This window comes from Aliiruegeria haliotis (genome assembly GCF_003003255.1).
GTDB classification, from domain to species: Bacteria; Pseudomonadota; Alphaproteobacteria; order Rhodobacterales; family Rhodobacteraceae; genus Tropicimonas; species Tropicimonas haliotis.
In genome coordinates, this window is sequence record NZ_PVTD01000010.1 from 12,992 (window position 1) to 30,976 (window position 17,985).

19 protein-coding genes are annotated in these 17,985 nt (G+C 63.5%); 10 read left to right on the top strand and 9 right to left on the bottom strand.

Translation table 11 applies throughout. The features are described from left to right. Positions 1–22: 22 nt before the first annotated feature. Entirely contained in the window at positions 23–763 is a 741-nt protein-coding gene (locus tag CLV78_RS18735; protein ID WP_106206902.1) for an SDR family NAD(P)-dependent oxidoreductase, read from the bottom strand. 117 nt (positions 764–880) lie between these two features. Here CLV78_RS18735 and argB point away from each other — a divergent pair, with 117 nt between their 5' ends. From argB to CLV78_RS18750, 3 genes are all read left to right on the top strand, one after another. Continuing rightward, positions 881–1,750 carry an acetylglutamate kinase gene (argB, locus tag CLV78_RS18740; protein WP_106206904.1) on the top strand — a complete coding sequence of 290 codons (870 nt, stop codon included), beginning with the start codon at positions 881–883 and terminating at the stop codon, positions 1,748–1,750. Between the two features lie 89 nt (positions 1,751–1,839). Next, the gene (locus tag CLV78_RS18745) at positions 1,840–2,523 is read left to right on the top strand and encodes a ferredoxin family protein (RefSeq protein WP_245925169.1); all 684 of its coding nucleotides are present in this window, start codon (positions 1,840–1,842) and stop codon (positions 2,521–2,523) included. Then, positions 2,520–3,017, top strand: a complete 498-nt coding sequence (locus CLV78_RS18750; protein WP_106206906.1) for a SixA phosphatase family protein — start codon at positions 2,520–2,522, stop codon at positions 3,015–3,017. Before CLV78_RS18745 ends, CLV78_RS18750 begins: the two co-directional genes overlap by 4 nt. A 3-nt stretch (positions 3,018–3,020) precedes the next feature. Here the strand turns inward: CLV78_RS18750 and fmt are convergent, their stop codons facing one another. The 4 genes from fmt to def (CLV78_RS18770) are packed head-to-tail and all read right to left on the bottom strand — an operon-like array spanning position 3,021 to position 5,431. Continuing rightward, positions 3,021–3,920, bottom strand: coding sequence for a methionyl-tRNA formyltransferase (fmt, locus tag CLV78_RS18755; RefSeq protein ID WP_106206908.1), 900 nt, complete (start codon positions 3,918–3,920; stop codon positions 3,021–3,023). Beyond that, entirely contained in the window at positions 3,917–4,414 is a 498-nt protein-coding gene (gene def, locus CLV78_RS18760) for a peptide deformylase (protein WP_106206910.1), read from the bottom strand. Before def (CLV78_RS18760) ends, fmt begins: the two co-directional genes overlap by 4 nt. Continuing rightward, positions 4,411–4,905, bottom strand: coding sequence for a peptide deformylase (def, locus tag CLV78_RS18765; protein WP_106206912.1), 495 nt, complete (start codon positions 4,903–4,905; stop codon positions 4,411–4,413). Before def (CLV78_RS18765) ends, def (CLV78_RS18760) begins: the two co-directional genes overlap by 4 nt. Before the next feature lie 4 nt (positions 4,906–4,909). Then, positions 4,910–5,431, bottom strand: coding sequence for a peptide deformylase (gene def / locus CLV78_RS18770; protein ID WP_106206914.1), 522 nt, complete (start codon positions 5,429–5,431; stop codon positions 4,910–4,912). Positions 5,432–5,530: 99 nt separating this feature from the next. On the opposite strand from def (CLV78_RS18770), the gene CLV78_RS18775 reads away from it, so the two are divergent. Next, the gene (locus CLV78_RS18775) at positions 5,531–6,700 is read left to right on the top strand and encodes a MalY/PatB family protein (protein WP_106206916.1); all 1,170 of its coding nucleotides are present in this window, start codon (positions 5,531–5,533) and stop codon (positions 6,698–6,700) included. Next, complete coding sequence (locus tag CLV78_RS18780; protein WP_245925171.1) at positions 6,697–7,233, top strand: L,D-transpeptidase family protein; 537 nt, start codon at positions 6,697–6,699, stop codon at positions 7,231–7,233. The genes CLV78_RS18775 and CLV78_RS18780 overlap by 4 nt, the downstream gene beginning before the upstream one ends. Here CLV78_RS18780 and CLV78_RS18785 read toward each other — a convergent pair whose 3' ends face one another. Next, positions 7,234–7,587, bottom strand: a complete 354-nt coding sequence (locus CLV78_RS18785) for a hypothetical protein (protein ID WP_106206918.1) — start codon at positions 7,585–7,587, stop codon at positions 7,234–7,236. It abuts the gene before it with no gap. 210 nt (positions 7,588–7,797) lie between these two features. On the opposite strand from CLV78_RS18785, the gene CLV78_RS18790 reads away from it, so the two are divergent. Then, on the top strand, positions 7,798–8,796 hold the full coding sequence (locus CLV78_RS18790) for a glutathione S-transferase family protein (protein WP_106206920.1): 999 nt from the start codon (positions 7,798–7,800) through the stop codon (positions 8,794–8,796). 18 nt (positions 8,797–8,814) lie between these two features. Here the strand turns inward: CLV78_RS18790 and CLV78_RS18795 are convergent, their stop codons facing one another. Beyond that, the gene (locus tag CLV78_RS18795; protein WP_106206922.1) at positions 8,815–9,174 is read right to left on the bottom strand and encodes a response regulator transcription factor; all 360 of its coding nucleotides are present in this window, start codon (positions 9,172–9,174) and stop codon (positions 8,815–8,817) included. A 171-nt stretch (positions 9,175–9,345) separates the two neighbouring features. Between CLV78_RS18795 and cobD the strand changes: the two genes are divergently transcribed. From cobD to CLV78_RS18810, 3 genes are all read left to right on the top strand, one after another. After that, the gene (cobD, locus tag CLV78_RS18800; RefSeq protein WP_106206924.1) at positions 9,346–10,320 is read left to right on the top strand and encodes a threonine-phosphate decarboxylase CobD; all 975 of its coding nucleotides are present in this window, start codon (positions 9,346–9,348) and stop codon (positions 10,318–10,320) included. Beyond that, positions 10,317–11,234, top strand: a complete 918-nt coding sequence (cbiB, locus tag CLV78_RS18805) for an adenosylcobinamide-phosphate synthase CbiB (RefSeq protein ID WP_106206926.1) — start codon at positions 10,317–10,319, stop codon at positions 11,232–11,234. The genes cobD and cbiB overlap by 4 nt, the downstream gene beginning before the upstream one ends. A gap of 73 nt (positions 11,235–11,307) precedes the next feature. After that, positions 11,308–12,489 (top strand): lytic murein transglycosylase, encoded by a 1,182-nt coding sequence (locus CLV78_RS18810; protein ID WP_106206928.1) that lies wholly within the window; start codon positions 11,308–11,310, stop codon positions 12,487–12,489. 10 nt (positions 12,490–12,499) lie between these two features. Here CLV78_RS18810 and CLV78_RS18815 read toward each other — a convergent pair whose 3' ends face one another. Beyond that, positions 12,500–12,865, bottom strand: coding sequence for a hypothetical protein (locus CLV78_RS18815; RefSeq protein ID WP_106206930.1), 366 nt, complete (start codon positions 12,863–12,865; stop codon positions 12,500–12,502). A 64-nt stretch (positions 12,866–12,929) separates the two neighbouring features. Beyond that, on the bottom strand, positions 12,930–16,385 hold the full coding sequence (gene smc, locus CLV78_RS18820; protein WP_106206931.1) for a chromosome segregation protein SMC: 3,456 nt from the start codon (positions 16,383–16,385) through the stop codon (positions 12,930–12,932). Between the two features lie 291 nt (positions 16,386–16,676). On the opposite strand from smc, the gene CLV78_RS18825 reads away from it, so the two are divergent. Continuing rightward, on the top strand, positions 16,677–17,888 hold the full coding sequence (locus CLV78_RS18825; protein WP_106206933.1) for a TsoY family (seleno)protein: 1,212 nt from the start codon (positions 16,677–16,679) through the stop codon (positions 17,886–17,888). Positions 17,889–17,985 lie beyond the last annotated feature (97 nt).

Here is a 17,985-nt window from a genome sequence, read left to right on the forward strand (position 1 = left end):
ATGGGCACCTTTGCCGCCTGACTCAGACGTGCTGCCCGGCGTTGACCTCGATTTCGGTTCCGGTGACATAGCTCGACGGCTGCGTGCAGAGGAAATAGATCACCTCGGCAACCTCGTCGGGCTGACCCAACCGTCGCAGCGGCAGGGTTTCGACGATTTTCTCTGTCCCCGGGGACAGGATCGACGTCTCGATTTCGCCCGGCGCGATCGCGTTCACACGCACGCCGTGCGGGCCGAAATCATGCGCCATCTCGCGCGTCAGCGCCTTCAGTGCCGCCTTGGAGGTGGCGTAGGCCGCTCCTGCGAAGGGATGCACCTGATTGCCCGCAATGGAGGTCACGTTGACGACGGCGCCACGTGCTGCTGTCAACTCCTCGATCAGGCCACGAGCCAACACAACCGGCGCGAAGAAGTTGACGTGGAACACCTTGCCCCAGCTCATCAGGTCGGTGTCGATCGTGTTCAGTCGCGATCCATCCGGACCCTTGGGAGAGATCCCCGCATTGTTCACCAGTGCGTCCAGCCGGCCGTCGACCTTTTCCTGGATTGCCCCGACAGCGTTGATCGTGTCGGCCGGGTCGGAGAGGTCCAGCTGGACATGGTTCTCCGCGCCCCCGGGCCAGGGGCATTGTGGCGCAAACGGCTGCCGCGAACAGGTGATGACCCGCCACCCTTCGTCGCTGAACTTGCGCACGGTGGCATGCCCGATACCCCGGCTTGCTCCGGTCAAAAGCAAGGTGCGCTGGCGTTTTTGTTCCGACATGTCCTGTCTCCCATCTGCCCCTTTCCAATTAGGCTTTCTCAGCGCGAACACAATCGCCCTTGGCAGCGAAGGGTTCGGAGCGTAACACCGATGCCCGATACAACCCGAGCCTGACAGATGAAGAAGCAGATGATCAATCGCGACTGGATCGCCACCGCCCGGACCCTGTCCGAGGCCCTCCCCTACCTGCAGCGCTATACCGGTGCCATCGTGGTCATCAAGTTCGGTGGTCACGCGATGGGCGACCAGGAGCAGATGCAGAGCTTTGCCCGCGATATCGTCCTGATGAACCAGGTCGGCCTGCACCCGGTGATCGTCCACGGCGGCGGACCGATGATCAACGAACTGCTCGGCAAGCTCGATATCAAGAGCGAGTTCGTGGGTGGAAAGCGCGTGACCGACGAAGCGACCATGGAGGTCGTGGAGATGGTGCTCTCCGGCCTTGTGAACAAGCGCATCGTTCAGGCTATCAATGGTCAGGGCGGGCGCGCTGTCGGCATTTCGGGCAAAGACGCGAACATGATGGTCTGCGACCCGGTGGACCCGGCCCTCGGGCTGGTGGGCCACCCCGTGGAAGTGACCCCCGACGTGATTCACCAAATGCATGGCCACGGCATCATCCCCGTCGTGGCGCCGCTCGGCGCCGGTCGGGATGGCGAGACGTTCAACGTCAATGGTGACACTGCCGCCGGCGCGATTGCCGCGGCGCTGAAGGCGGATCGCCTGCTGCTGCTGACCGATGTGGCCGGGGTCAAGGACGAGTCCGGCGAGGTCGTGACCCAACTCTCGCCGGAGCAGGTGAAAGACCTCACGGAAAAGGGCGTGATCGCCGGTGGAATGATCCCCAAGACGGAAACTGCGCTGGACGCGATCTCCGGCGGCGTCCGCGCGGTGGTCATTCTCGATGGGCGCGCGCCGAACGCCTGCCTGCTGGAACTGTTCACCGATCACGGCGCCGGATCGCTCATCCGGGACGTTCCGCGCTGACCTCTCTGGTCCGGCAAAACGAAGAGATATCGCCCGTGCGCTGCGCAAATGGGGCTTCGCAAGCGCCCGCGCCTGCGTATGATCGACCCATGGCGGCCACCGTTGCATCCCTACGGAGCCTTGAAACGCTGTCGGATATGGCGGCGCGGAGACAGCTTCGCCCACTTGGTCATCTGGCGATCACGTCGCCAGGAGCCGGCCTGCCGTGCGGAACCCGCAGCCTTGTCCTGCTTGGCCCATCCGAACCGGGGTTCTGGCCATTCCTTCAGAAAGAAAAAGAGTTTCGCGACGGTCGCCCTGATCCGCTGGATCGCTGGTCGCGTCGGGCCATTTCGGAGATCGCGTCCGACCTCGGGGCAACGCCTGTGTTCCCGTTCGACGGGCCACCCTACCTGCCTTTCCACGACTGGGCGCTCCGAACGGGGCGGTTCTGGCAGTCGCCGATCAACCTGCTGGTGCATGACGAAGCCGGCCTGCTGGTCTCGATACGCGGGGCCCTGGCCCTTCCCTGGTCATTGCAGCCCGACGCGGCCATGCCTGCTCCCTGCAAGCACTGCCGCGAAGCGCCCTGTTTGACTTCTTGTCCGGTCGATGCCTTCGGCCCCTCTGGCTACGCCGCCGAGGATTGCCGGGGCTATCTCGACACTTCGGACGGGGCCGACTGCCTGATGGCAGGGTGCCTTGCGCGACGCGCCTGCCCGATCAGCCGCGCGTACCCGCGCCGTCCCTCCCAATCCGCCTTCCACATGGCAGCCTTTCACGGAAACCGATGAAAACGCTCATTCTCCTCCGCCACGCCAAGTCCAACTGGGTCAATCCCGATCTGGAGGATATCGACCGCCCGCTGAACAAGCGCGGAAAACGCAGCGCGAAGGCGCTCGGGAAATGGGTTCGAAAGTCGCCATGGACGCCGGACAAGGTCCTTTGCTCCACGTCCCGCCGCACCCGGGAGACCTGGGAGGGCCTGTCGCTGGAGGGCACCCCGGAACTGCGCGACGACCTCTACCATGCAAGCCCCGACGCCATGCTGGACGTCATTCGAAAAACCGAAGGCGACGTGGTCATGCTGATCGCGCACAACCCGGGAATAGCCGCCCTTGCCCATGAACTGGTTGCAGAAGCACCGTCCCACTCTCGGTTTTCCGACTATCCGACGGGCTCGCTCCTGGTGGTCGAGTTCGATGTGAAGAAGCTCGGCAAGATTGCTCTCGGCAGCGGATCGGTGCGGGCATTTCTTACGCCGCACGACCTCGTCGATCAGAAATAGCTGTCACCCAAGCCGTTCGGGGAGCGTCAGTCCACGCAGGATCTCCTCCGCCGACATCGGGCGCTTGCCCTGCCGTTGTGCGCTGAGGACTTCGACCGCACCGGTGCCGCAGGCAATGACGAACCCGGACAAAACCTGCCCCGGCGTTCCACGGCCATCCGTCAGACGCGACCGCAGGAGCTTCAGGCGCTCCCCCTCGACCTCGCACCACGCCCCCGGAAAGGGTGACAGCGCACGGATCTGGCGGTCGACGTCCTCCGCAGGACGGGTCCAATCGATCCTGGCCTCGGCCTTGTCGATCTTCTCGGCATAGGTAACACCCACTTCGGGCTGAACCTCGGACGAAAGCTCCGTGATCCGGTCGAGCGCCTCGGTGATCAGACGCCCGCCCATCACCGCGAGGCGATCATGCAGATCCGCCGTGGTATCCTCCGCGCCGATCGGCGTCGCTTCCCGCAGCAAGACCGGCCCGGTGTCCAGGCCGGCCTCCATCTGCATGATGCAGATCCCGGTCTCTGCGTCACCTGCAAGGAGTGCACGGTGGATCGGGGCAGCACCGCGCCAGCGCGGCAGGAGCGAGGCGTGGATGTTCAGGCACCCGTGGATCGGCGCATCCAGAATCGTCCGCGGCAGGATCAACCCGTAGGCAACCACGACAGCAATCTCCGCACCAAGCGCCGCGAAGGCATCCTTTTCCTCCTGCGGGCGCAGCGAAACGGGATGGTGTACGTGCAGCCCGAGCGCCTCCGCGCGGGCTTGCACGGGGCTTGGGCGCGGCTTCTTCCCGCGGCCTGCCGGACGCGGCGGCTGGGTGTAGACGGCAAGGATCTCGTGGCCGGCCTCGACAAGTGCATCGAGCGCCGGCACCGAGAAATCCGGCGTTCCCATGAAGATGATTTTCATCCGCGCCCTTTCCGAGCCTTCTTCAGCAGCATCTCGCGTTTGGTGCGACTGAGGTTGTCGAAGTACATTCGTCCGTCGAGGTGATCGATCTGGTGCTGAACCGATGTGGCCCAGACACCTTCGAATAGGCGTTGCACGCGATTGCCATCCTGATCGGTGAACGCAACCTCGACCCTTGCCGGACGCTCCAGCCTGGCGTGGACGCCGGGCAGGTTCGGGCTTGCCTCGTCATGGGCGCGCATCTCGTCCGAGGCATCCACGATCACGGGATCGGCCAGCCGCACGGCTTGACCGCGCTCCTGCGAGCAATCGACAACGGCAAGCCGCAACATCACCCCGATCTGGGGTGCCGCCAGACCGAGACCGGGCATCGCCTCCATCGTGTCGATCATGTCGTCCCAGATCCCCCTGACGCTGTCCGTGATCTTGTCCACGGGCTGTGCCGCCGTGCGCAGACGCTTGTCCGGCCAGGGCACGAAGGGCCGAGGGCTCATGCAGAGTATTCCTCGATCAGCGCCAACCGGGTCTGTCGATCGACGCGGTCGAGCGTGACGATCCCATCAAGGTGATCCAGTTCATGTTGCGCACAGATCGCTGCAAAACCGGAAAGATCCTCGTCCCTCAGGGCACCATCGATCCCGGTCCAGCGCATGTGCACCTGTGCCGGGCGCTCCACTCTGGCGGAGATCCCCGGGATGGAAAGACATGCCTCACCCCTCGCCGACACCTCGGGCGACGTCCAGGTGATCTCGGGGTTGATGCAAACCACGGGATCGGGGCTGCGCTCCTTCCATGCAACGTCCATCACGAAGATCCGCAATGGCCGACCGACCTGGGGGGCTGCCAGACCACGGCCTTCGGCGGCATACATGGTCTCCAGCATGTCTTCGACGAGTTCCCGCACACCGGCATCGATTTCTGCCACGGGCTCGCAATCACGCGCCAGGATCGGGTCGGGCCATGTGACGATCTTCAGCACTCCCATTCGGCTACCCCCGTGCCCGCTCGCGCTTCAGCTTCTGCATCTTGCGGGTGATCATCTGGCGCCGAAGCGGCTTGAGATAGTCGATGAACAGGATTCCGTTCAGGTGGTCGATCTCGTGCTGCACGCAGGTCGCCCAGAGCCCGTCAAAATCCTCCTGATGCTCCGTGCCATCACGGTCGAGCCAGCGCACGCTCACCTCGGCCGGGCGTTCGATTTCCGCATATTGCTCGGGGATCGACAGGCACCCTTCCTCGTAGGTGCTCTTTTCGTCCGAGCTGGCGACAACCTCGGGGTTGAACATCGCGAGTGGACGGGCATCGCCCTCTCCTTCGCGGACACAGTCGAGCACGATCAGGCGCGTGTTCACTCCGATTTGCGGCGCCGCAAGACCAATGCCCGGGGCGTCGTACATCGTCTGCAACATATCGTCAGAGAGCGAGCGCAACTCGTCGCTGAGATCGGAAACAGGCTCACAGACCTTCTTGAGGCGCGGATCGGGATGGATGAGGATCGAACGAAGGGACATGGTTGGCATTTAGGACAAGCGTCGCCGACGTGCAACAACGGCCCTTGCCCCTGCTGGCCGGGATAGTAGCTTGCGCGGGCAAGAGAACGAGGTACCAGCATGTCCTTTGACGAAATCATCGACCGCCGCGGAAGCCATTGTGTGAAATGGGACATGATGGAGACGCTCTATGGCGTGCCCGAGGATGACGGCATCGCGATGTGGGTGGCCGATATGGATTTCCGCCCGCCGCAGAGTGTGCTGGATTCTGTGCAGCGGGCTGTCGACCACGGGATCTTTGGCTATCACGGCGACGACCGGTCTTATCGCGCCGCCATCTGCTGGTGGATGAGGGAACGCCATGGATGGGAGGTGGACCCGTCCTGGATCTTCACCACCTCCGGACTTGTGAACGGCGCGGCTGTCTGCCTGGAGAGTTTCACCCGGCGCGGCGACGGTGTCGTCCTGTTCACCCCGGTCTACCACGCCTTCGCCCGCGTGATCCGCGCCGCGGAACGGGAGGTTGTCGAATGCGAGATGGTGAAGGAGGGCGGTGTCTACGGCCTCGACATCGCGCGTTGGGACACGCAGATGACCGGCAACGAGAAGATGCTCATCCTGTGCTCGCCGCACAATCCGGGTGGTCGCGTCTGGACCCTGGACGAACTGGAACAGATCGCCGAATTCGCCAGACGCCATGACCTGCTGATCGTCTCCGACGAGGTCCATCATGATGTTGTTTATCCCGGCGCACGTCATATCCCGATGGCGACCTTGTCCGGCATCGAAGACCGGCTGGTGATGATGACCGCGCCGTCCAAGACGTTCAACATTGCCGGCGCCCATACCGGGCAGGTGATCATCGCCGATCCCGAGCTTCGGGCCGCGTTCGGCAAAAGGATGGCCGGGCTTGGGAAGTCGCCGAACTCCTTCGGGCTTTTCATGACCGAAGCTGCCTATTCGCCGGAAGGCGCTGCATGGGTGGACGAGTTGATTCCCTATCTGGACGGCAATCGGAAGCTCCTCGACAGCGCCGTGAATGCGATTCCGGGGCTGGCGTCCATGCCGATGCAATCAACCTACCTGGCCTGGGTCGATTTCTCGGGCACCGGTATGCAACGCGCCGAGTTCACCGCCCGGGTCGAGAAACAGGCCCGGATCGCGGCCAACCACGGACCGAGCTTTGGCAAGGGAGGCGACAGCTACCTGCGGTTCAACTTCGCCACGCCACGCAGCGTAGTCGAAACGGCGATGGAGCGATTGACCGCGGCCTTCGCCGATCTTCAGTGATCGGTCTCGGCCATCTTTTGACCCTCGGGGCGCTGGCAGGCCCCGCCGGTGTGGCCGGGGTCGCGCTCTGGCACCAGTTCGCATTCCCGATTCTGCCCCCCGTCGTGCTCCGTGCGGATATCGACAAGATCGTGATCGACAAGAGCGAGCGGGAGATGGTCGTCTACCGAGACGGGGAGGCGCTGAAGTCCTACACGATTGCGCTGGGTTTCTCGCCGGAGGGCGACAAGGTGCAGGAAGGCGATGGGCGGACGCCAGAGGGCACCTTTCGCATTGACCGCCGCAACGACAAGAGCAAGTTCCACCTCTCCCTCGGAATCGATTATCCGAGGCCGGAAGACCGGGCCGAGGCGCGAGAGATGGGGGTAAGCCCCGGTGGCGACATTTTCATTCATGGACAGCCCAACCGGGTGCCCGACCACATGATGATTCCCGGGGACTGGACCGCCGGATGCATGGCGGTCACCAATCCCGAGATCCAGGAATTGTTCCGCTTCACGCCGATCGGCACGATCGTGGAAATCAGGCCCTGACTACTGCCGGGTGAGATATCCGGCCGGCTCGGGGCGTTCGTGGACAAAATCGGCGGCCGGCGCCTTGTCGGTTGCGCTGGTGGAAGACTTCACCTCGAAGACCCGTTCGCCGTCCTCTTCCCGCGTCGCCACGATGAGCGCCTGGCACACGTGCTTTCCATGGTCATAGAGATCGACGAGTCCACGCAATCCCGGCGCCTCCTGCGCGTCGAGCGCGAAACCGCCCTGCCAGTGGCGCAGGATTGTGAACTCCTGACCGCCGGTCCGGACCTTCATGCGGGTCCGCCGACGCTTTGTCGCTTTCCGCGCCTGCTCCAATTCCTGCCGTACGGCCTCGGGAAGAAATTCCGACATGTCCGCCTCCGACTCCTCGCAATTGGATAGGTCCACGGCACGTTCGTCCTGTCAAGCGCATCCCGCCGAATGATCGGATTGACAGGAAAATGCGACATATCAACGATATGGCCGATTGTGCAGAAAACCGGACGTTGCCCTGCGGAGGCGCCGGTTCTTTTGGAATTCGCGGTAGCTATCTCTAGTGCGACACGAAATCGGAGAGACAACATGGGCCTTCTGGTCAACGGTAAATGGCAGGATACCTGGTACGATACGAAATCGACCGGTGGGAAGTTCGTGCGTTCTGACGCCGGGTTTCGCAACTGGATCACGAGGGACGGATCGCCCGGACCAAGCGGCAAAGGTGGCTTCAAGGCCGAAAGCGGCAGGTACCACCTCTATGTCGCCTACGCATGTCCCTGGGCGCATCGCACCTTGATCTATCGCAGCCTGAAGGGGCTCGACGAGCATATCTCCGTCTCGGTGGTCCACCCGGATATGTTGGACAACGGCTGGAGTTTTGCCACCGACTACCCCGGCACCACCGGCGACACCCTATTTGGCGCGCCGTTTCTGCACACGATCTACACGCGGGCGGTTCCGGATATCACCACCCGCGTGACCGTCCCGGTTCTTTGGGACAAGGAAAGCGAGCAGATCGTCTCCAATGAATCCTCGGAGATCATCCGCATGTTCGACGAAGCGTTCACCGAGGTGACCGGGCTATCGCCGAGCCTGCGGCCGGCCGGCCTTCGCGACCAGATCGACGACGTGAACGCGCGGCTCTATCCGGGGCTGAACAACGGTGTCTATCGCGCCGGGTTCGCGACCTCCCAATCGGCATATGACGAAGCCGTGGCAGAGGTGTTCGACACCCTCGACTGGATGGAGCGGCGTCTTGGCGCGCAACGCTACCTGGCTGGCGATGTCGCGACAGAGGCAGACTGGCGCGCTTTCACGACGCTGATCCGGTTCGACCCGGTCTACCATGCGCATTTCAAATGCTCGCGGAACCGGATTGCCGACATGCCGAACCTGTCGGGCTATCTGCGCGAACTCTACCAATGGCCTGGGATCGCGCAGACGGTGAACTTCGACCACATCCGCCGACACTATTTCCACAGCCATGAGACGATCAACCCGACCCGAATCGTGCCCATGGCTCCGATGATGGACCTCAAGGCGCCCCACGGACGGGGCCACGCATCGAGCATGGCGGCCGAGTAGCGCCAGGCGGTGCGCGTGTTACCTTGCGCCGTAGTGCTCGACCATCACGGTAAGGTCTTCCGGCGGCGTCGCCGTCTGTACATAGGCGCAAGCGTTCGGCGCATGCTGGAAGATCGAGCCATCAGAGAAGAAGGTCGTATTGGTCACGAAAATGACTTTCGCTCCGGGATGGCGGTAGGACGCGAAATCCGAAACGGCCAGCGCACTGCCTTCACCGAGGACCACGTCCAGGATAATCATGTCGATATCGATGTTTCGGAGTGCGGCGATTGCTTCCCGCTGGCCTGAGACGAGTGTCACGTCATGGTCCTGACGCTCAAGGTGCCGTTTCCAAACCCACCCCAAATTCCGGTCGCTTTCAACGATCAATACACGCATGAAGCCTCCGTGCCGCCCACACACCGGCACCGTTACCCATTCCTTAACTGCGCCCAAAACCCTAACCAAAGGTTAACGGCGTGGGCGCAGCGTTAACGAATCGGTAGAGGTTTCCTTGCCGTGCCAATCGCGGTAGGCGACAGGTCGGGACGAAAAGCGAGGAGCCCGACAATGGCGCGACAGGGACGCGACTCAGGCCAACCTACGGTGCGGGACCACGGCGGTGGGGTTGATGCGGCGGCTGCACGCTGGGGTGGAAACCGCGAGGACTGGCTTGACCTGTCGACCGGCATAAACCCGGTGCCCTTCCCGATCCCGGCGGTTTCCGCAGAGGCATGGACCGACCTTCCCGACAGGGGCGCGCGGGAGCGCCTGATCGCGGCAGCCCGGCAGTTCTGGCAGGTTCCGGAGACGCTTTCCATTCTGCCGGTTCCCGGTGCGTCGGCCGCGATATCGCGCATCCCGGCGCTGTTTCCCGACCGTCAGGTCCAGATCCCGACACCGACTTACAACGAGCATGCGGCCGGTTTCCGCGCCCATGGTTGGGAGGTCGTCGAGGGTGACGCCCCCGCCGCCGTGCGGGTGCATCCTAACAATCCCGATGGACGGCTCTGGTCGGTCGAGGACGTGCCGGAGGCGGGCCCCCTCGTGGTGGACGAGAGCTTCTGCGACCTCTGCCCGGACGAGAGCTTGCTGGGGCAGCTGGCGGATCGCCCCAATACACTGATCCTGAAGAGTTTCGGAAAGTTTTGGGGTCTTGCAGGTCTCCGCCTCGGCTTCGTGATTGGCGCACCCGGCCTGCTTTCCGCGCTGGAAGAGATGATCGGCCCCTGGGCCGTTTCCGGTCCCGCCCTGAGGATCGGCGAAAGTGCACTTGGTGACATCGCATGGGCGTCGGCCACCCGGCGTCGCGTGGCCGACGACACCATGCGCCTCGACGCCCTGCTCGCAACCGCCGGGGCACGGCTTGAAGGTGGCACCACCCTGTTCCGATTGTACGCCGTCGACGATGCCAACGCGCTGCAGAATAGGCTGGCACGGGCGCGGATCTGGTCGAGGACCTTCCCTTATTCCCGGCAGTGGATCCGGCTTGGGCTGCCGGGTACGGCCGAAGGATGGGCGCGGCTTGAAACTGCGCTGACATGATCGGGAAGGCCGCGATCCTGATGCTTGCCATGTTCCTGGACGCATCGCTCGGGGAGCCACGCTGGCTGTGGTCCCGCCTGAAGCACCCCGCCGTTGCCATGGGGGATATCGTCGGCTGGCTGGACCGGCATCTCAACCGGGGCACATACCGGCGATCGTCAGGCACCTTCGCCGTGGTCGTCCTTGCCATCGGAGCCGCTCTCTTTGGACTGCTGCTTCAGATCCTGACCCCATTCGGCCTGATCGATGTCCTGATCGTCGCGATCCTGCTGGCCCAAAGAAGCCTTGTGCAGCATGTGGCTGCGGTTGCATCGGGTTTGCGACAAGGCCTGCCAGAGGGGCGCCAAGCGGTGTCCATGATCGTGGGCCGCGATGTCGCGCAACTGGACGAGGCCGGGGTTGCTCGTGCTGCCATTGAAAGTGGGGCGGAGAATCTCTCCGACGGGGTCATTGCACCGGCTTTCTGGTTCCTGCTGGCCGGTCTGCCGGGGATATTCGTCTACAAGGCCGTGAATACCGCCGACAGCATGATCGGGCATCGCACGCCGGAATACGAGGACTTCGGCTGGGCGGCCGCGCGGCTCGACGACCTGTTGAACTGGATCCCCGCCCGGCTGACGGCCCTGCTGATCATGGCAGGTCACGGGCGGTTTGGCGGTTGGACCGCTCTGGCGCAGGACGCGCGCAAGCATCGCTCCCCCAATGCGGGCTGGCCGGAGGCCGCCATGGCGCGATGCCTTGATGTCGCCCTCTCCGGACCGCGCAGCTACGACGGCGAAATGCACGACTGTCCCCATGTTCACGCTTCGGGGAACATGACCCCCGGCGCGGAAGATATTGATCGCTGTGCCCGCGCCTTGTGGCGGAGTTGGGGTGTCATGCTGGTGGCGGTTGCCCTGCTCACCATCCTGTGACGCCTGGCGCGGCAGGATTGCTTGCCGCCCACGGAACGATCGCATATGTCGCGGAAAGTCCCGGGAGAATTACATGATCCGTCGCCACGCAATCGCCGCCGCCGCCCTCGCACTCTTGAGCGCACCGGCTCAGGCGCTGGTCCCCTGTGGGGGGGATTTTCCTACCTTCGTACAAGCGATGAAGGCAGAGGCCGTGACACTGGGCCATGAGCCCGACACGGTCGAGAGCTTCTTCCGCGCAACGCAGCCCGATCCGAAAGTCATCCGCGCGGACCGGGCGCAGGGTATCTTTCAGCTTCCGTTTATCGACTTCTCGCGCCGTTTGATCAGCCAGAGCCGGATCCAGAACGGTATTGCAAATCTGGAACGGCACGCGTCGACCTTCGAAACCGTGCAACAGACATACGGCGTTTCGCCCGGCGTGCTCCTTGCCTTCTGGGCGCTGGAGACGGATTACGGCGCGGTGCAGGGCGACTTCAACACCCTGAACGCCTTGATGACGCTCAGCCACGATTGCCGGCGCCCGGAGCTGTTTCAGCCTCAAGTATTCGCCGCCTTGTCGCTGTTTGAACGAGGTGATTTCGACCCGGCGAACACGACCGGCGCATGGGCGGGCGAGATCGGCATGGTGCAGATGCTGCCAAAAGACATCCTCGAACGTGGCGTCGATGGCGATGGTGACGGGAAGGTCCGTCTCAAGACCTCCGTGCCGGATGCGCTGCTGTCGGGCGGTGCCATGTTGCGGGACCTGGGCTGGCGCGCCAATGAACCCTGGCTGCAGGAAGTCGTTGTCCCGCAAGACCTCGACTGGTCGCAGACGGGACTTGCACATGAGAAGAGCGTGGCAGAATGGGAGGCGCTCGGTGTGCGGGCGCGGTCTGGTCAGTTGGCCGGGGGGGAGCTTCCGGCATCGGTGGTGCTGCCGCAAGGCCGCAATGGCCCCGCGTTTCTCGCCTATCCAAACTTCCATGTCTATTTCGAGTGGAACAAGAGCTTTGTCTACGTGCTTACCGCCGCCTATTTCGGCACCCGGCTCGAAGGCGCGGAGATCTATGCCGCAGGAAATCCGTCGCCTGCGCTGTCCGGCGAACAGATCCAGCTTCTTCAGCAACGGCTCGAAGCGCTCGGCCATGACGTTGGCGGAGCAGATGGTATTCTCGGGGCCAAAACCCGCGCCGCCGTTCAGGCAGAGCAACGCCGCCTTGGGCAACCGGCCGACGCCTGGCCAACGGCGGACCTCCTGAACGCTCTCTAGCGCCGCGCGGTCATCGTGTGATCGGCTCCAGCGTCTTCACGGGAAATCGCAATCCGTCTGCCGTGACCAGAACCAGGCGACCGGACGCTTCGACATAGGTGTCGCAACGGTCGAACCCGTTCTCGAAGGTCACGCAGATCCTGCTGTCGGACGCTGTTTCATAGGTCCCGACAAAGGCAGGATCATCCGGAGTGTAGCGATAGGAATAGTCACCGCTGGCGGCGTATTGCGCCGTACTGCCGTCGTAGAATGTCGCAACATGCCCCCCCAGCCGATCAACAAGATCGTTGGCCGCAAGCAGGCGGTCACTTTCTCGCACTCCTTGCGCCGCTGCCATTGCTGGAATCAGAATCAGAGCTGAAATCAAGACGCGCATTGGCCGCCCCTCCTCTCGCCATGAGGGACCAGTGCCGACCTCCGGTCCACTCACCTTTTCGAGATCAGGCGACCAGGGCCTCGGCTTTCTTGAGGTCGACGGACACCAGTTGACTGACGCCCTGTTCCTGCATCGTCACGCCAAAGAGCCGGTCCATCCGGCTCATCGTGATGGCGTGGTGAGTGATGATCAGGAAACGCGTGTCGGCGCGCTGGACCATCTCGTCAAGAAGATCGCAGAAGCGGGTGATATTGGCATCGTCCAGCGGTGCGTCGACCTCGTCCAGAACGCAAATCGGCGCCGGGTTGGCCAGGAACACTGCAAAAATCAGGGCCATTGCCGTAAGCGTCTGTTCACCGCCCGAAAGAAGCGACAGAGTGGACAGCTTCTTGCCCGGAGGCATGCACATGATCTCCAGACCGGCATCGAGCGGATCCTCGGATTCTACCAGTTCAAGGTGCGCCTGCCCGCCACCGAAAAGGTGCGTGAAGAGCAGCTTGAAGTTGCTGTTGACCTGCTCATAGGCGGTCAGAAGGCGTTCCCTGCCTTCCTTGTTCAGACTGGAGATTCCGATGCGAAGGGCGCGGATCGCCTCTTCAAGGTCATTTTTCTCCTCCACGAGTGCGGAATGCTCGGCGGATACGTCCTTGGCGTCTTCTTCTGCCCTCAGGTTGACCGCGCCAAGGGCATCACGGCTTCGTCGCAGACGCGCGATATCGCCTTCGATCACTTCCACCGCAGGCATGTTCTCGGGATCGACGTCGAGTTGCTCCAGCAGCTTCTCCGGCGTGGTCTCCTGTTCCTCCTGAATCCAGGTCGTAGCGGATTCGAGGGCATCCCGTGCGGCGTGCTCCCGCGCTTCGGACGCCGCCCTGTGCTCCCGGGCGTGGCCCGCGAACTTCTCCGCATCGCGTTCGGCGCGCTCCGCATCCCGCAGGGCCGTTTCCCCGATCGCCAGGGCATCGGCGGCCGAATTGCGACGCGCCTCTGCCGTCGCCAGCGCTTCCGTGAGCCGCTCCTTTCGTTCCAGGATGTCCTCCGGCGCCATACGCGCCTCCTCCAGAGTGTCCTGGGCTTCGGCCTTTCGGTGTTCCAGATCCCGGGTGCGGGCTTCGGCATTTTCAAGTCGGCGCCGCCAGCTGTCGATGTCCTTTGTGATCTCGGAAATGCGCCGGCTCCGGGCCTCGCCGATCCGCCGAAGCTCGTCCTGTGCAGACCGCGCGGCCATCATGTCGCGGCGAGAGCCCTCTACCAGTGCCTTGGCCGTTTCAATACTGGATCGGGCCTCGGTCAGGTCGGGCAACTCCGCCCGGACCGAACGCGCCTCTTCCAACCGCTCACGGGCAGCCTCCGATTCCTCCCGATGCCGTGACACGGCCAGATCAGCTGCCTCGAGCCGGGCCTCGGCCATGGATCTCTCGTTCTCGGCCCGGCTCAGGTTCCGGCTCGCCGTCGCGACAGCTGTGTCCGCATCCTTCCGCGCCTGACGGGCCTGACGGTCGGCTTCCGTCAGGGCCCGCAGCTCCTGGCTCAGCATATCGTGAGCTTGGCTGGCACCCGCAGCCCGCGCCGCGACCTCCTCAAGATCGCGCTTGAGTTCCACCAGCCGGTTGAGTTGCTGCAAGCGAAGCGCCGCCGCGGACGGGGCATCTTCGGCACCGGCGCGAAAACCGTCCCAACGCCAGAGGTCCCCCTCGACACTGACAAGACGCTGGCCGGGCTTGAGCAAATCCTGAAGCGCGGGCCCGTCGGTCGCGTCCACGACGCCGACCTGCGCCATGCGGCGACGGAGAACCTCGGGAACCTCCATCCGATCGGCAAGTGCATCGACCCCGTCCGGCAGCGACTGGTGCGTGTCGTAGTCCGGCAGAGCGGCCCAACCGGAGGCCGCATCACGCCCCACCGGCGGGGCGCGAAGATCATCGGCCAGTGCTGCACCGAGGGCCTTCTCGTATCCGGGATCGACCCGGAGGTGATCCAGCACCTGTTCGCCCTCGTTGGCATCCCGCTCCACAAGGCGCGCCAGTGCCGCGACCTCGGCACGCAACGCCTGCGCCTCCCCTTCCGCCGCAGACCGCTCCGCACGGGCATCGGCCTCGCGGGCGGCGCAATCGGCCCGGGCGGCATCCGCCTCCGCCAGTCCGGCCTCGGCCTCTTCGGCGGCGATCGTCGCCTCCTCCAGCGAGGCTTCCGCCCGCGCGGCCTCCTCCTCGGAGGATTGCAGAACCCCGCGCGCGTGTTCGCTGGTCTGACCGGCTTTCGCGGCCTCCTCTTCGTGACGCGTGAGTGCCTTTTCCGCGTCAGCCTCGAAACGTTCCGCTGACTGGTGCCGTGCCGCCAGCCGGGCGACATCCTCCGTTTGCTGGGCCAGCTCGCTTTCCCGCCCTTGCAGGTTCGATGCAGCAATCCGCGCCGCTTCCACCGCTGCGGCGAACTTTTCATCGTGGCCGGCGTTGGCCGCGTCCAACTCCTCGCGTTCGGCAGCGAGCCGGGCCATGGTTTCACCGGCGTCCCGGTTCAGCCCTTCTTCGCGCTCCATATCCTGCGTCATCTGGAGGATCTGTCGTTCCAGCGTGACAATGGCGTCCCGGGCGCGGGATTCCTCCTCGCCAATAGCGCCAAGCTCGACCTGCAAACGCTGCAAGACCGCAGAAGCAATCGCCTCCTCCTCGCGCAACGGCGGCAGGGCTTCGTCGGCGCTCTCGCGCAGGCTGGCAGCCTCGCGAGCCGCGCGTTCCGCCGTTGCGGCTGCGGTCACATGCTGCCGTAGCTCGTCCTGCGCGCCTTGCAGACTGTCCTTGGCCTCCCGCCAGCGGCGATAGAGCAGGAGCCCCTCGGCATGGCGCAGCTCCGCACCAATGGTACGGTAGCGCGCGGCTTGCTTGGCCTGCCGCGCGAGTTGCGCCAATTGACCAGCGAGCTGTTCGATCACGTCGTCGACCCGGGAAAGGTTCTGTTCGGCGGAGTTCAGCTTCAGTTCGGCCTCATGCCGCCGCTGGTACAGCCCCGAAATTCCGGCGGCCTCTTCGAGAATGCGGCGCCGGTTCTTTGGCTTGGCATTGATCAGTTCGCTGATCTGTCCCTGGCGGACAAGGGCCGGCGAATGGCTGCCGGTAGAGGCGTCGGCGAAGAGCATCTGAACGTCCCGCGCCCGAACGTCCCGCGTATTGGCCTTGTAAGCGGAGCCGACGTCACGCGTGATGCGCCGGACAATTTCCAGCATGTCCTGATCGTTGAACCCCGATGGCGCAAGGCGCTCCGAATTGTCGATCTGAAGGGTCACTTCGGCGAAGTTTCGTGCTGGACGGGTGGAGGCACCGGCAAAGATGACGTCCTCCATTCCGCCGCCCCGCATCGCGGTTGGGCGATTCTCCCCCATGACCCAGCGCAATGCCTCGAGGAGATTCGATTTCCCGCAGCCATTCGGACCGACAACGCCGGTCAATCCGTCCGCGATCACGAGATCGGTCGGGTCCACGAAGGACTTGAAGCCGTTGAGCCGCAGCCGGGTGAATCGCAAGGTGCCTGTCCTGTCCGAGTCTCAAGTGGTCTCTGAGTTTTGCAGGATGCGGCCAAGAGTCAAGGAATACACCCATCATCTGGCGGGAGACTGCCAGTTATCCACAAGATATGCCTGCCACACAACTCACCGGCAGGTGTCCTTCGGATGCCATCCTTTCGCAAGTGTTCGCATTTTCAGATACTTCGCATCCTCACCCCACGAAAACTGAACCGACCAGTTCAAATTCGCTTGCAAAACACCGTTGCTCAACTATCATATTCACAAATGCGAATTTAAAAGGAGACAACCATGACCACTCTCTCCCGTCCCGCGGACAGCTACTCTCCGCTCTACTTCCTCGCCTCTCTCGGGGCCGGCGGCCTCTCGGTCACTTTTTTCATGTGGCTCTTCATGTGGGTGCCGCATGCGGGCATCCCGGTTCCGACCTTCGAGCATATCTGGGCCGCACTCACCACAGGCGGCCCGCTGCAACAGGGTATGATCCTGCTGGCCTGGGCCGGCATCGCAACCTTTGTCTTCCTGAACCTGAAGTACCTCATCTGGAATCTTCGTTCCTTTGCCAGGTTCCGCAAGACCCAAGCCTTCGAGACCCTCCGCAACTCCAACGCCGAAACGACAATAACCGCTATGCCACTGGCGATGGCCATGTCCATCAACGGCCTCTTCGTGGCAGGCCTCGCCTTCGTGCCGGGGCTCTGGTCGATCGTCGAATACCTCTTTCCCCTTGCCATGGTCGCGTTCGGCCTTGTCGGGCTGCTGGCGCTCAACATCATTGGTGATTTCCTCGCCCGCGTTCTGACCAAGGGCGGTGTCTTCGACATGACAGCGAACAATTCCTTCGCCCAGCTTTTGCCCGCCTTCGCACTGTCCATGGTCGGCGTCGGATTCGCCGCGCCGGCGGCGATGAGCCACAACACGGTGACCGTTGGTATCGCGCTGGTGCTGTCGACCTTTTTCTCCGTCGCTGCGGCCGTCTACATGATCGTCGCCGCGATCACCGCATTCAACTCGATGCTGCACCATGGCACCGCCAAGGAATCCGGTCCGACACTCATGGTCATCGTCCCGATCATGACCATCCTGGCCATCACCTTCCTGCGCCAGAGCCACGGCCTGCACGCGACGTTCGAGGTGCATGGCACCCCGGCAGAGACCATGATCTTTCTCTCGCGGTTGCTGACGATCCAGGTGATCTTTCTGCTTCTCGGTGGCCTTGTGCTGCGCCGCCAGGGGTACTTTGCCGACTTCGTGCTCGGCTCGCGCACGTCGCCGGGGTCCTATGCGCTCGTCTGTCCGGGCGTCGCACTCTCTGTCATGCTTCAGTTCTGGCTGAACAAGGGTCTCGTCGCGGCCGGTGTCGTGGACAAGTTCTCGGTCGCGTTCTGGGTCGTTTCAGCCATCGCGGTTGTCGCACAATTCCTCATGATTGCGCTTGTGTTCCGCCTGAACCGGCAGCACTTCGGCAAAGGCAATCAACCCCTCGCCGTTCCCGCCGAGTAATTTCCAAAGGCCCCAAAGGCGATGCGGGCGGCTCCAAGGTCGCCCGCGTCGTGTTGTGTCACGTGTGTTTATTCGCCGACCGGTGACACGTTCGGCC

Coding starts and splice junctions, on each gene's coding strand:
- CLV78_RS18790 (WP_106206920.1), top strand. CDS start 7,798: ATGGGCCTTCTGGTCAACGGTAAATGGCAGGATACCTGGTACGATACG.
- def (WP_106206912.1), bottom strand. CDS start 4,905: ATGGGAGTGCTGAAGATCGTCACATGGCCCGACCCGATCCTGGCGCGT.
- fmt (WP_106206908.1), bottom strand. CDS start 3,920: ATGAAAATCATCTTCATGGGAACGCCGGATTTCTCGGTGCCGGCGCTC.
- CLV78_RS18825 (WP_106206933.1), top strand. CDS start 16,677: ATGACCACTCTCTCCCGTCCCGCGGACAGCTACTCTCCGCTCTACTTC.
- cobD (WP_106206924.1), top strand. CDS start 9,346: ATGGCGCGACAGGGACGCGACTCAGGCCAACCTACGGTGCGGGACCAC.
- CLV78_RS18750 (WP_106206906.1), top strand. CDS start 2,520: ATGAAAACGCTCATTCTCCTCCGCCACGCCAAGTCCAACTGGGTCAAT.
- CLV78_RS18735 (WP_106206902.1), bottom strand. CDS start 763: ATGTCGGAACAAAAACGCCAGCGCACCTTGCTTTTGACCGGAGCAAGC.
- CLV78_RS18810 (WP_106206928.1), top strand. CDS start 11,308: ATGATCCGTCGCCACGCAATCGCCGCCGCCGCCCTCGCACTCTTGAGC.
- argB (WP_106206904.1), top strand. CDS start 881: ATGAAGAAGCAGATGATCAATCGCGACTGGATCGCCACCGCCCGGACC.
- CLV78_RS18815 (WP_106206930.1), bottom strand. CDS start 12,865: ATGCGCGTCTTGATTTCAGCTCTGATTCTGATTCCAGCAATGGCAGCG.
- CLV78_RS18785 (WP_106206918.1), bottom strand. CDS start 7,587: ATGTCGGAATTTCTTCCCGAGGCCGTACGGCAGGAATTGGAGCAGGCG.
- CLV78_RS18795 (WP_106206922.1), bottom strand. CDS start 9,174: ATGCGTGTATTGATCGTTGAAAGCGACCGGAATTTGGGGTGGGTTTGG.
- CLV78_RS18775 (WP_106206916.1), top strand. CDS start 5,531: ATGTCCTTTGACGAAATCATCGACCGCCGCGGAAGCCATTGTGTGAAA.
- cbiB (WP_106206926.1), top strand. CDS start 10,317: ATGATCGGGAAGGCCGCGATCCTGATGCTTGCCATGTTCCTGGACGCA.
- CLV78_RS18745 (WP_245925169.1), top strand. CDS start 1,840: ATGGCGGCCACCGTTGCATCCCTACGGAGCCTTGAAACGCTGTCGGAT.
- def (WP_106206914.1), bottom strand. CDS start 5,431: ATGTCCCTTCGTTCGATCCTCATCCATCCCGATCCGCGCCTCAAGAAG.
- def (WP_106206910.1), bottom strand. CDS start 4,414: ATGAGCCCTCGGCCCTTCGTGCCCTGGCCGGACAAGCGTCTGCGCACG.